This window comes from Alkaliphilus pronyensis (assembly GCF_009017275.1).
Taxonomy (GTDB): domain Bacteria; phylum Bacillota; class Clostridia; order Peptostreptococcales; family Natronincolaceae; genus Alkaliphilus_C; species Alkaliphilus_C pronyensis.
Genome location: NZ_WBZC01000032.1, coordinates 25,000 through 37,510, shown reverse-complemented (window position 1 = coordinate 37,510; position 12,511 = coordinate 25,000). Strand labels below are relative to the sequence as shown.

11 protein-coding genes and 1 riboswitch are annotated in these 12,511 nt (G+C 33.3%); of the genes, 5 read left to right on the top strand and 6 right to left on the bottom strand.

Annotated features, from left to right (window positions below):
• Positions 1-386 precede the first annotated feature (386 nt).
• Positions 387-839, top strand: coding sequence for a GNAT family N-acetyltransferase (locus F8154_RS09740; protein ID WP_151861435.1), 453 nt, complete (start codon positions 387-389; stop codon positions 837-839).
• Positions 840-888: 49 nt separating this feature from the next.
• On the opposite strand, the gene F8154_RS09735 is transcribed toward F8154_RS09740, so the two are convergent.
• From F8154_RS09735 to F8154_RS09720, 4 genes are all read right to left on the bottom strand, one after another.
• A complete protein-coding gene (locus tag F8154_RS09735) occupies positions 889-1,242 on the bottom strand; it encodes a hypothetical protein (RefSeq protein WP_151861434.1) in 354 nt (117 codons plus the stop codon).
• Between the two features lies 1 nt (position 1,243).
• Complete coding sequence (locus F8154_RS09730; protein WP_151861433.1) at positions 1,244-2,545, bottom strand: DUF1576 domain-containing protein; 1,302 nt, start codon at positions 2,543-2,545, stop codon at positions 1,244-1,246.
• A 251-nt stretch (positions 2,546-2,796) separates the two neighbouring features.
• Positions 2,797-4,314, bottom strand: coding sequence for a gluzincin family metallopeptidase (locus F8154_RS09725; RefSeq protein ID WP_151861432.1), 1,518 nt, complete (start codon positions 4,312-4,314; stop codon positions 2,797-2,799).
• A gap of 164 nt (positions 4,315-4,478) precedes the next feature.
• The gene (locus F8154_RS09720; RefSeq protein ID WP_151861431.1) at positions 4,479-5,402 is read right to left on the bottom strand and encodes a DMT family transporter; all 924 of its coding nucleotides are present in this window, start codon (positions 5,400-5,402) and stop codon (positions 4,479-4,481) included.
• A gap of 137 nt (positions 5,403-5,539) precedes the next feature.
• On the opposite strand from F8154_RS09720, the gene ytaF reads away from it, so the two are divergent.
• The 4 genes from ytaF (at position 5,540) to F8154_RS09700 (ending at position 10,439) form a co-directional block, all read left to right on the top strand.
• Entirely contained in the window at positions 5,540-6,178 is a 639-nt protein-coding gene (ytaF, locus tag F8154_RS09715; RefSeq protein ID WP_151861430.1) for a sporulation membrane protein YtaF, read from the top strand.
• A gap of 133 nt (positions 6,179-6,311) precedes the next feature.
• The gene (locus tag F8154_RS09710; RefSeq protein ID WP_151861429.1) at positions 6,312-6,716 is read left to right on the top strand and encodes a DUF1622 domain-containing protein; all 405 of its coding nucleotides are present in this window, start codon (positions 6,312-6,314) and stop codon (positions 6,714-6,716) included.
• A gap of 474 nt (positions 6,717-7,190) precedes the next feature.
• Positions 7,191-7,285: riboswitch (THF riboswitch) on the top strand.
• 71 nt (positions 7,286-7,356) lie between these two features.
• Positions 7,357-7,911 carry a folate family ECF transporter S component gene (locus F8154_RS09705; protein WP_151861428.1) on the top strand — a complete coding sequence of 185 codons (555 nt, stop codon included), beginning with the start codon at positions 7,357-7,359 and terminating at the stop codon, positions 7,909-7,911.
• Positions 7,912-8,174: 263 nt separating this feature from the next.
• Positions 8,175-10,439, top strand: coding sequence for a glycoside hydrolase family 31 protein (locus F8154_RS09700; RefSeq protein ID WP_151861427.1), 2,265 nt, complete (start codon positions 8,175-8,177; stop codon positions 10,437-10,439).
• 262 nt (positions 10,440-10,701) lie between these two features.
• Here F8154_RS09700 and F8154_RS09695 read toward each other — a convergent pair whose 3' ends face one another.
• Together F8154_RS09695 and F8154_RS09690 are read right to left on the bottom strand one after the other, a co-directional pair.
• The gene (locus tag F8154_RS09695; RefSeq protein WP_151861426.1) at positions 10,702-11,538 is read right to left on the bottom strand and encodes a sugar ABC transporter permease; all 837 of its coding nucleotides are present in this window, start codon (positions 11,536-11,538) and stop codon (positions 10,702-10,704) included.
• The gene (locus F8154_RS09690; protein WP_151861425.1) at positions 11,539-12,498 is read right to left on the bottom strand and encodes a carbohydrate ABC transporter permease; all 960 of its coding nucleotides are present in this window, start codon (positions 12,496-12,498) and stop codon (positions 11,539-11,541) included.
• Between the last annotated feature and the right edge of the window lie 13 nt (positions 12,499-12,511).

Sequence of the window (12,511 nt, the reverse complement as noted above, 5' to 3'; positions counted from 1 at the left end):
GGCGACTTAAATAATATATCATGTTTTTAACTTGCTGTCAATATTTTTTTTAATTGCTTTTTTAATCTTTAAATCATTTTGCTAACAAAGCAACTTTAACAATATATCATATTTTAAAATGCGCGTCAATAATTATTTAATAGTTTTATTTGTTCTTGTTTGAGCGACTTTACTAATATAACACTTTTAATAACACAATTCAACTTGTAGTTTATTCCAAATAGTAATAAATTATTCACCACTTTTTTTATCTACTATATATATTATCTTTCTTACTAATTAAATAAAGGCTATGTTTAAGAATGATGTTGGAAATTTGATATACAGATAATTACTTGCTATAATTTAATAACATTTACTAATTTTTTTATATTGGAGGATATAAAATGGAATTGAGAAATTATGAGGTTCTAAGTGGTGAAGAGATTGACATTGTTCTACACAAGAAAAGTAGTGGGGATATTTTAAAAGGGTGGTCACCAGAGTATAAATTTCAGATATTACTACAAGGTACAGACACTGTTATTGGATATATTAATTTAAGATTAGGAGATTCAGAAAAAGTAATAAACTATATAGGGCACATTGGGTATGGTATAGATGAACAGTATCGAGGAAGTAAATTTGCTGCAAAGGCTTGTAATATTATTAGAGAAATAATCAAAGACCATTCAATGAAAAAAGTGATTATCACATGTAATCCAGATAATTATGCATCAAGAAAAATATGTGAAACTATTGGAGCAACATTTATTGAAATTGTAGATATACCAGAAACATCGGACGCTTACTCAACAAATGAAACACAAAAATGTAGATATGAATGGATAATACAATAAGTAGTTGATAGTTTTATAAACAGAGCCCACATATAAAAGACGGTGCCACTTATACTTCACCGTCTTCTCTCCTAATTACAGTTATAGTTAGACAACCATCATCATATTTAATTTTTGATTCATCAATCATCATTCCAACAAGGTTTAGTTCATCATAGTTTTCGTTTTCTCCTGCCAGTTCCCATAGGTACTCCTCCACTGGCTGTTGTCTTTGAATAGATAATGCGTCTTCTAATTCTTGTATTTCATTGGATGACAATACTACGCTTCTACCTACCAAAGTAATATATACTGATTTATCAACTTTTTCTATGCTTATACTGCAATTTTTCGAGCCTGCCTTTAGCATGTAATTAGTTATTTCATTTATTATTTTATATATTCTTGACTGATGTTCACTCAAGCTATTCTCTCCTTTTTAGAGATTCAAGTATAGGAACTAGGGCTGCGGCAACCAATCCACCAGAAAAACCATTGTTATAAAGGTTTACTCCTCCATGAAGATAACCAATATTCATTACCATTGCCATATGCAAAAACCCAGCGATTATACCAGCTTTCCAACCAAACTCACCTGCAATAGGTGCTAGTGTAGTTCCAAACAATACTGCTAATAATGGACCCGTTGTATTTACATCCCAAGTCATTATCAAGCTTGATAGAAATACTCCAACTATAACAGGAAAAACATTTTTTATGTGTTTACCAAATGCTCCAAACCCTACTACAGTAAAAATACCACCAATTATAGGTCCATTTAACTGACCTCTAACTAATAGAATATAACCAGTGGTTATTACGCCTAGTAAACCCATATTAATTAAGGTTAATCCAAAACCATCTAATAGAACAAAGTCTTGAACTAATCTTCCAGTACGTTTTAATAAACCTTTGTATCCATTAAAGGATTTTTTATTCAAAACAAAGCCTAATATTATAATAGAAGCAAATATTACAGCTAAATATATGCTTAATACTTGATTATATCCTTCTGCAATTATTAATCTTTTTTCGTTTTCGATATTAAAGGCCCTTAATATTGCCATTAAAAATGTTCCCACCATACCTGCTGTAAATCCCATGTTGTAAATATTAAAGCCTTGGTGAAACTTAATAAAGTGTTGTGCTAATGGTGGAAGTACAAATCCAGCTATTAGTCCAAAAATATTGCCTAATATTATGGCTTGTACAATTGGAAAGCCTATACCAAAGCTGATTTGACTAACTAAAGGTGCTAGAGCAGTTCCAAACAATGCTATGAGTATAACCTTACTAAATTTTTCTTTTTTATAACTACTATATAAATACACACCCATAATTATAGACCATACATTATATAAGTTCTTACCAAAAAGAGCGAATCCACCTACTGTAAATACAACAGCTAAAGTGGTTCCATTCATATCCACCCTATTAATTTTAGCTATTACAATAGCTATAATTATTAATGCACCACTATTAAACAATGCGGCCCCTATATTACCTATTGCCATGTAGTCTGAAACTAGAATGCTAGGGTCCAGTAAAATATTTAATAAACCACTATATATTTCGCTGGGACTATTAAAAAGCAAAGATGATAAAAGGACAAATACCCCAAAGGTAAACATTATTTTGTATTTTGTTTCTTCTTTTACTTCTATTATGTTAGCTACGTCTTCTTCACCCTCCTTAGATTTAAGTTTAACTCCTATAGATTCTTGCATTATAGCTCCCCCTTAACTAATAAAATGTCATATTATAGCTTCTTGTCGAGACCTATTATATCTAATAAAGCTACTTTATACAATGGTTTTTTCCTCTAAGTCACACATTTGCAAATTTTTCTATTCAGTAGTTCACTGCTTTGTATACTGATGTAGCTTGTTTTGATATATTATATGTATTTTAAAATTTATAATCCATCTAAAAAACACGAAAACAAAAAGCCAAAGGCGTAGCCCTTGACTTATGTGTATTATACCATATATTTTAACGAAAAGTCCTTGCCGCTAATTCTCTTAAAAAGGTCATTGTACTTATATAGGCCTGATGGCTTTATAACTTCCTTTATAAGGAATTCTCCGAAATCCTTTGGTTTCTCCATAACATCTGCATTGCTTTTTTCTTTAAAAACCTTTAAAAGCATTTCACAGGTAACATCCCCCATGAAGTAGTTATGTAAATATATTGGATGGGTAGTGAAATGTATCATATATGCCCATGGTGGTTCATCGCCAAAGGGTTCTTCATTCAATACTTCCTTTAAAGTTTTCCAGTAAACATCGTAAATATCATCTAAACAAGTAATATTATTTTTGTAGAGGTTGTGATCAAAGAATATTCTATTAATTGCTCTTAATGAGTTAAGTCTCCTAAAGTCTCTCAATGATAAAAATTCCTTTTCCACCTTATCTACATCTGTAAAGAATTTACTATAGAAGGCTGGCTTATACAAAAAGCTTTGAAATAGATTAGCTATACCTTCACTTATAATTCCACTTACACCTTCATTAAGTATGATTTCTTCAGAATCCAACAGGAAGGAGTGGATACCATGCCCCGTTTCGTGAAGTAGAACCCCATACTCATAGTATTTATTTTTAACATTAGCAAGTATTCTTGAATCCTTAGCTGTTTCTATTGGAAAATTGTATCCCCATTGAGATTTGTTAGCTCTAGGGAAGATGTCATAGGTTATATTAAACTGTGATATATCTATCCCAAACATATCAAATAAATCTTTTATATTACAATAGTAATGTGACATATCAACAGTATGATTTAAAGCAGGTGCAATGGTCGAGTCTATAAATTGCTCATCCCATGGCATTATCCTTTCATCCTTTAACATTTCTTTAGCGTATTTACCCCTAACCTCATTCATTTTGGGTAAAATTTCATTTAGCTGCATAATCCAATCATCAAAGGTATTTATGTTTAACTCATCTTCTTGTAATCTATAGGCGATAAAATTCTTAGCACCATACAGTCTAGCATATTCTTTTCTAAGCCTTATTAAATCAATAAATCCTGCATCTACCATAGGCTTATTAATTTGACTTCTTGCAAAAAACGCTTTTTTTCTGTTTTCTCTATTGTTATCTGTACTTATAATTTGATTAAGCTCTACTGAAGATATAGTTTTACCATCGTAGGTATTTCTAAAGGTATTTAGAATTTTAGATAGCTCATTTACTTTTTGCTTTATCTCCATGTCAAGCTTAACTAAGTCCTCTGAAAGATGATATGGTTTAAGCATATTGTAAAGGATTTCTACATTCCTACTTTCCACAAAGGAAAGCTCCTTTTCTTTAAGCTTAAGTATTTTCTCATAATAGGCTTTGTTTTTCAACACCTGAACAAGCTTTGAATAGGCTTCTTCAACTCCAAAATCATAGCCTGTTGTATATAGTGTCCATTTAAGCTGTCCAAGATTAACCTTGAGCTTATGTATTTCTCTTCCTATCTCATGAACTCCTTCAATCTTTCCCAAGTCCTTCACCCGCCCCTATAAAAATTTCTTTATCCATATAATTATATCATTTTATATAATAATCACAAAATTCAATTTTCAATTATAGTAAAGTTATTATTTATCTCATCGGCGTTACTAACACCCCCGCTTCTTTAGGGGGATAAAGGTTGGTGTTACTTGCTCTATTTTACATCCTTGACCATTTCCACTTTTACAGCCATAGGTTCTTTTGCTTCACTTTTATTAACAATTAGGATACCTGATAATATAATTAATCCTCCTAAAAGCTGTAGAAAATAAAGCCTTTCACCTAACAATAGATATGCAGCTATAACACCAATGAATGGCATTAGGTTAATATATACATTTGTCTGAGAGGCTCCTAAATGCTTAAGGGCATATAAGTATAGAAAATAGCAAATTGCTGAGCAAAATAATGCTAGATATAAAATGTTAATCCAGGATATCAAGGATATAGCCTGCCACTCCCTATATTCCACAATAGCAAAAGGCACTAAAAACATTGCTCCATAAATACCTTGCTTTAGTGTTAAGATTATAGTAGGATACTTACCTTCCAGTGGCTTATTTAGTATGGAGTATACTGCCCAGCTTAACGCTGCTCCGATAATTAAAAAGCTACCCACGATTTCCTGCAGGTTAGTGTTAATAGATATAGAGTTGCCTATTACCAATACCACCCCTATGAGGGATAGAAAGACTCCCATCATTTTTTTAAGTCCAATAGGTTTTTTGTAGACTATTGCTTCTATTGCAACTGTAAACAAAGGTATTGAAGCAAGTAGAATAGTTGCATTTGAAGCACTAATGAATCTTAATCCATAGTTTTCAAATATAAAATAAACAGAAACTCCTATAACACCACATAAAACCAATCTTTTTTTATCTTGTGGGTTAAAGGTTATATTATGCTTCATTTTTTTATTAATAATAGCCAGAAAAAATGATGCAATTAAAAATCTAAGTAGAGCCAGTGTTGCTGGGGGTACCTCTCTCAAAACAATTTTATTACTTGAGGCTGATATTCCCCAAAATAAAACAGTAGCTAGTATTGCAATTGTTGCAGATATTGTTTTGATTTTCATTGTATAGTTCTCCTTTTTTAATCTTCAGTTAATTATAATACTATAAAGCAGACTTTGTAAATATTCTTCGATACTTTTGTAAACTTCGTATTTTATTTGCATATAGTAATTATATCAGCTAATAAAGGAGGATTAAAATGCTACAGGCTATTTTGATAGCTATTGCAATAAGTATTGATAGCTTAAGCGTTGGTTTTGCGTATGGTGCCAAAAACATAAAGGTTCCCCTCCGCTCCCTAGCTATTTTAGATTTAATTTCGGTTTCACTGCTTAGTGTAGGTTTGTTTACTGGTAACCTATTAACTAAATTATTTCATACCACTATAGCTGATTTATTTGGAGCCTTTATCATTATAGGAATAGGTATATGGTATCTTATACAGGGCTGGCTAAACTATAAATATCCACCATGCAAAGTAGATAAGCCTACTTCAATAATAATTATAAGTATAAAATCTCTTGGAATAGCAATTAACGTTCTAAGGGACCCAACAAAAATTGACTGTGATGTTTCTGGGGTTATAGACACAAAGGAAGCAGTTATTCTAGGCATTGCATTAGCTGTAGATTCCCTTGCTGTAGGTGTTGCAGTATCAATTTCCTCTATTCCAGTTATCTTATTGACGCTTATTTTAGTGGTAGTTATGAACTTATTATTTTTAACCTTGGGAATGTATTTAGGTAGTAAGCTTGTATCTAACAGCTTTAGACAAAAAACCTCCTTTATACCTGGTTGTATATTATTGATATTAGGCTTTATACGGATATTTAAATAACAGACGGTTGGTTATACTAATATAAAGAAATTATTAGTTCTACTTATTTGAAGCTTGGTGGCACTTATCTCCCCCAAAAGAAGCGAAAATATTAGTAGTGCCGTTGAGACAAACAGCAGCAAGGAGGAGACTAATGCATACTTCACATCATGTTTTAGAAGCCTATATGGAGGTACTAGTTATTTACACTATATTTATACTTGAAGCGATCGGTATTTTTATAATTGCCTACTCCGCCATTAGAGGCTTCATCAACTATATAAGGGAACGGCTAAAATTTAACGATACCTGCATTAAGATAGAGATAGCTAAGGGCTTAGCATTAGGTTTAGAGTTTAAGCTGGGTGGAGAGGTGCTACGTACAATATTAGTAAGAACTATGGACGAAATAAAGGTTTTAGCTGCAATAATAATATTAAGGGTTATTCTAACCTATGTAATTCATTGGGAGATTTCATCGGAAATACATCAGGATGAAGAAATAAGAGAAAGCATTATTAAGAAAAAGCAATATACAGAAAAAGAGAACAAACAGTGAAAATGCAAAGTTAACTAGCCATTCTCTAAATAATTATAAATAGAGGGTTTTATAATTACTAAAACGATGTTATAATGGCTATATTGAGTAGACTGCTAAAAAACCTCTTACATGTGAAACTAAATTGACAATATCGTTAAAAGGATATTGCAGTTAGGGAGTAACATTACTAGTTGAAGTTTTAAATCAGTCTGCTTTTTTGTTTTCATAGGGGACTAGCTATAAAAGGGTACAGCTAGTATTAATACCCATTAATCACTATAGTTCCAAGACAATAGAGAAGACTTATTTCAGTTGGGTTTTTGCTATGACTGAACTATAGTTCTATTTATCTCCATGTATTTTAGATATTATCTCACCCTTTAGAAGGGGGAGTTTTATTAATTCTGCTGAAAATAATGAAAATATTTATATTTTTTTGTAGAAACTACACAGTTTACATGGAATTGTTTTAATAGTATTATAGGTGTTGAAGGCAGAGTAGACATTATGCGTTAAGTGTTAGGAGATGGGAAGTTGCTCTTAAACGAAGAATTATCTATTCGCGATATAATGTTGCGTCCGCTGCACATTTGAGAGATAAACCAAAATTCTCTTAATGTGAGGTACTTGCCTAGCTTAAGAGAAGGGAGGTGTAAGAATGGGAGTCTCTCAAAAAACTATTACTGGCTCACTGCAATCTAGTAGTAGGTTATCTACTAAAACCCTCGTAATGGCATCATTTCTATCGGCCCTTACAATTGTTTTAACCCGTTACGGCTCCATAATGCTTGCTGGTGGTAGTATCCGTTTAGGATTTGGTAATCTTCCAATAATACTTTCAGGAATCCTATTGGGTCCAATGGCAGGTGTTTTAACTGGTATAGTTAGTGACCTATTAGGAGTATTAATTTTATCACAAGGTGGTTTTCATCCAGGCTTTACCTTAAGTGCTGCTTTAACTGGGTTTATTCCAGGGGTAGTAGTAGCATTAAACCATAAACACAAGTATTCCTTTTTTAATATTTGCTTGTCTAATATTCTTGTGTTTTTAATTATTTCTCTTGGCTTGAATACCTATTGGCTTACTCAATTATTAGGAAAAAGCTTTTTTGTGCTATTGCCAGCTAGGGCTCTTGCTCAAGGGATTGTAGCTGTAATTACAATTGCTGCAATATGGTTTTTATCAAAGTTCTTTAGGTTTTGGGACAAATAAGCATGTATTATTTTACAAGTATTAAAATTACTAGTGTTACAAATAATAAGTTAAATATATTTATATTTAATAGGACCTTTATGGTTCTATTTTTTTGCTTAAAAAACTTAGTTCCAACTATATATAAGCTTGGCGGCATTTCTCCCACCCATATGAAGCAAGGGTACTAGCAAAGCCTCTGAAATAAATGATGCAAGCGTTTGCATTACATGCTATAATAGTTATAGGTAATATTTAACACATATTTTAATGGGAGTGATAAAATGATTTCTAAAACTAATTATGGCTATTGCTGTAAATCAAGAGAATTTTTTTTACACATTCTATTTTATGGGGAAAACATAGTAAGATTTGCTTATAGTAAATGTCAGAAGCCCCCCTCCTCTACTATTGCAGTAGTTGGTAACCCCATATCCATAGCTGCAGTGGTTGAGGGAAACACAATTAATAGCAATGCTTTTTCTATTCTTATTGATGATAATTTAAAGGTTAAAATTTTTGATTCTAGTGGAAATATATTAAGTGAAGACAAAAACATAAATCTCGATGATGTTAAAGTTGAGAAGCACTTATTATGGGAGGACGGCTTTTATGGTATGGGAGAAAAGTATAGTTGGTTAAATATGAAGGGAACTGATACCTTCAATTGGAATACTGATGTTATTGGTGTTACTCCAATTCATCACTCCCTCCATAAGCAATATCATACCTCAATTAATTTTTACATAGGTTTAACCAGTGATAAATGCTATGGCATATATTTTGACAATAGCTATAAAAGCTTTTTTAATTTTGGTAAGCTACCTAATAGTGATGTTAATTTTTCAGCAGAGGGTGGCAATATAGATTATTATTTCATTTATGATAAGCACGTATCAAATGTTGTTAAGGGTTACACCTATTTAACAGGTAGTATGCCCCTACCTCCTAAGGCTTTCCTAGGTTACCAACAATGTCGTTGGAGCTATGAGGATAGGGATAAGCTATTAGAGGTAGCCTGTAGAATGCGTAAAGAAGGGATACCCTGTGATGTTCTGTACTTAGACATAGATTATATGGAAAGCTATAAGGTATTTACAATAGATCCTGAGAAATTTAATGATTTTAAAGGCATGGTAAGAAAGATAAATGAAATGGGCTTTAAGCTGGTAGTAATTGTGGACCCTGGGGTGAAGGTTGAGAAGGACTATTTTGTTTATGATGAGGGTAGTGCTAAAGACTATTACATTAAAGATTCCTTAGGTGAGGTATACATCGGAGAGGTTTGGCCTGGAAAAGCAGTTTTCCCTGATTTTCTAAGAAGTGAGGTTCGTCAGTGGTGGGGTAGTCTCCATAAGGAGCTTGTAGATAATGGTGTTTTGGGCTTCTGGAATGATATGAATGAGCCTTCAGATTTTACTACTCAATCTAAAACCCTCCCTGAAGACTCTATACATAGGGATGATATGGGAAATCTAAAATCACATGCAGAAATCCATAATTTATATGGTATGCTGGAGTGTGAAGGTACTTATCAAGGTTTAAGGGAGCTTCAACCTAATAGACGACCATTTTTATTGACTAGAGCTGCTTTTGCTGGTTGTCAGAGATATGCAGCCCTTTGGACTGGTGATAACTCAAGTGTTTGGGAGCACCTTGAGTTTAGCCTGCCAATCAACATGAATTTGGGGCTAAGTGGATATGCCTTTGTTGGTGGAGATGTTGGAGGATTTGTCGGTGATGCAACCGGTGAACTGTTAGCTCGTTGGACTCAAGTTGGTGCCTTTACACCTTTATTCAGAAATCACAGCTGTAAAGATACAGTTAGTCAAGAACCTTGGTGTTTTGGTGAGGATGTTTTAGCCAATACTAAAAAATACATTCAGTTAAGATATCAGCTACTGCCTTATTTATATAGCTTAGCTAAATTATCTTCAATAGAAGGTCATCCAATTTTACGTCCTCTTTTCTACCATTTCCAAGGGGATAAAGCCACCTATAGCATTAGTGATCAATATCTTTTTGGAGGAGAGTTATTAATTTGTCCTGTGTTAAAACCAGGGGCTACAGCACGATTAGTCTATCTTCCTGCTGGGCTTTGGTATGACTTTTGGACTGGAGAGAAAATAATTGGTGGTAAAAACATTGTTAGAGAGGCCCCAATAGACCTGCTGCCTATATATGCCAGAGCGGGGGCTATTTTGCCAATGACTAGTATTAAACAGTTTGTTAATGGTGATGATGAGGATGTTGATATACATATATATACTGGCGAAGATAATTGCTTCAATTTATATTTTGATGATGGAACTAGCTTTGATTATGAGAAGAATCAATATTCAGAAGTTGTGGTATGTATAGAGGATAATAATAAGGAGATAATTATAAGCTCTCGTTTATTGCATAACAATTATTCCATACCATCCTTTAAAGTAAAGCTCTATGGTATTGACAGCTACAGTAGGGCTGAGCTTAATGGTGAGGTAATAGCAATCACAAATAATGAGCTTCAAGTTCCTTCAAAGTTTTTATTAAAAATTACTAGGTGATATTAAACACTTTATCTGAAATACCTTAACTTTATACTCCGGAAGCCTTTTAGTTAAAGGGATAAAAAAACTCGGTAAAGATAGATTATACTGAAATCTATAAAGAAAACTTAGTTCAGATGGAGTTTTAACTCCACCTGAACTGTAGCTGCACTTATTTCGAAGCTTGGCGGCACTTATGTCCCGCTTAAAAAGCGGGAGTATTAGTAACGCCGCTGAGATAATGGTACCGAGTTTTTTAATATCATATCTTATTTTTTCCCTATCCCTTTACGCCGCCTACTGTTAGTCCACTTATGATGTATCTTTGGAATATCATATAGATTACTGTTAATGGAAGTGCCATAATTATTGAACCTGCACAAAATACTCCCCAAGAAACTGTTTTAAAATCTGCTGCCCAACCGAATAAGCCTTGGGCTAATGTATACATTGTCCCATCTGATAAAAACAAGTATGAGGTTACATAATCTGTCCAGGGTACTGTAAAAACAAATATTGCTGTAATTGCTATGGCTGGTTTTGCCAATGGCAGCATTATTAAAGTAAATATCTGAAGCCTTGTTGCTCCGTCTACAATAGCTGCCTCCTCTATAGACTTTGGTATAGTATCAAAATAACCCTTTAAGTTCCATACTGCAAAGGCCATATTGGCTGCTGACCATATTAGTATAAGACTTAAATATGTATTTTTTATACCTAGTATCCTAATTAGCATTAGCTGTGGTACTAATGATGCAGTTGCAGGTAGCATCATATATACTACAAAGGATGCTAAACCCGAACGTTTACCTGGAAAGTCAAACCTAGAAAAGGCATAAGCCGCCAAGGTTGCTAGTGTTAAACAGAAAATTGTTGTACCCGCTGCAAAAATAAAACTATTTTTTAACCATAATAGGAATTTAGGATGGGTTAGTACCTCTGCAAAGTTTCCTATGGTAGGATTTTGTGGCAATAGATGGAGCTCTGTACTGACTAGGGTAGTTCTACTATCAAGGGCAGTGTTTAAAACCCACCAAATTGGTACCAGAGTTATAGCACAGACTGTTATCATAAACAAGTGTGTAAATAGGTAGCTAATTCTTTCTTTGTTTTTCATTTATTCCACTCCCTCCTGCGCTAATGCCTTTGTTACTCTCATGTTTAAAGTGGTAATTATTATTAAAATGATAGAAACAATTACTGAATAGGTGGCAGCCATTGAGTATGCATTTTGCTGAGTTAAAACATTAAACTGGTAAGTTGAAACTATTTCAGTAGCTTTGTTGGGGCCTCCACCTGTTATAAGGTATATAACATTAAAATTCGTAAAGGTCCATATTGTACCCAGTATTATAGCCGGCAGCATAGCTGGTTTGAGAAGGGGAATTGTTACATTCCTAAATTTTTGCCAATAGGTAGCACCATCTATCTCGGCTGCTTCATAGTAGTCCCTAGGAATGCTTTGCAATGCACCTGTAGCCACCATTGTCATAAAGGGAAATCCTAACCATATGTTTACAATTATTGCTGATATTAATGCCAGTTGAGGATGTGATAGCCACTGGACTGTAGGTAAGCCTAATGATTCTAGAGCAAAATTGAAGAAACCAAACTGTTCATTATACATCATTTTCCAAACAAGTGCAGTTACAAACTGTGGAACAGCCCAGGGTAATATAATAAGTGTTCTATAGATACCCTTTCCCCTTAGCTTAGGCCTGTTCAAAGCTAATGCCAACACTAATCCAATTGTTACATGAAAAAAAACGTTTACAAAGGTCCAAATAAATGTACGTATCAAAACAGTTAAAAACTCTGCATCTAAGCTTCCAATTGCCCTTATATAATTTCTTATGCCAACGAATTTAACTGTCCCTTGTCCCATTGTATAAAGATTTGCGTTAAAAAAGGACAAACCTATTCCATATAATATTGGTCCAATAGATATTATCAATACAAGTAGCATAGATGGTAAAACATACTTATATGCTTGCTTGTTTTTTTTAATTCTCTGCCATAGACCCTCATCTTTTTTAACAGGTTTTTGGGGAATTTTCGATATAGCAGCTGGCTTCATTTTTTCACTCCTA

Excerpts from the sequence above, each read along its gene's own strand:
- F8154_RS09740 (WP_151861435.1), top strand. The coding sequence starts at position 387 with ATGGAATTGAGAAATTATGAGGTTCTAAGTGGTGAAGAGATTGACATT.
- F8154_RS09730 (WP_151861433.1), bottom strand. The coding sequence starts at position 2,545 with ATGCAAGAATCTATAGGAGTTAAACTTAAATCTAAGGAGGGTGAAGAA.
- F8154_RS09720 (WP_151861431.1), bottom strand. The coding sequence starts at position 5,402 with ATGAAAATCAAAACAATATCTGCAACAATTGCAATACTAGCTACTGTT.
- ytaF (WP_151861430.1), top strand. The coding sequence starts at position 5,540 with ATGCTACAGGCTATTTTGATAGCTATTGCAATAAGTATTGATAGCTTA.
- F8154_RS09710 (WP_151861429.1), top strand. The coding sequence starts at position 6,312 with ATGCATACTTCACATCATGTTTTAGAAGCCTATATGGAGGTACTAGTT.
- F8154_RS09705 (WP_151861428.1), top strand. The coding sequence starts at position 7,357 with ATGGGAGTCTCTCAAAAAACTATTACTGGCTCACTGCAATCTAGTAGT.
- F8154_RS09700 (WP_151861427.1), top strand. The coding sequence starts at position 8,175 with ATGATTTCTAAAACTAATTATGGCTATTGCTGTAAATCAAGAGAATTT.
- F8154_RS09695 (WP_151861426.1), bottom strand. The coding sequence starts at position 11,538 with ATGAAAAACAAAGAAAGAATTAGCTACCTATTTACACACTTGTTTATG.
- F8154_RS09690 (WP_151861425.1), bottom strand. The coding sequence starts at position 12,498 with ATGAAGCCAGCTGCTATATCGAAAATTCCCCAAAAACCTGTTAAAAAA.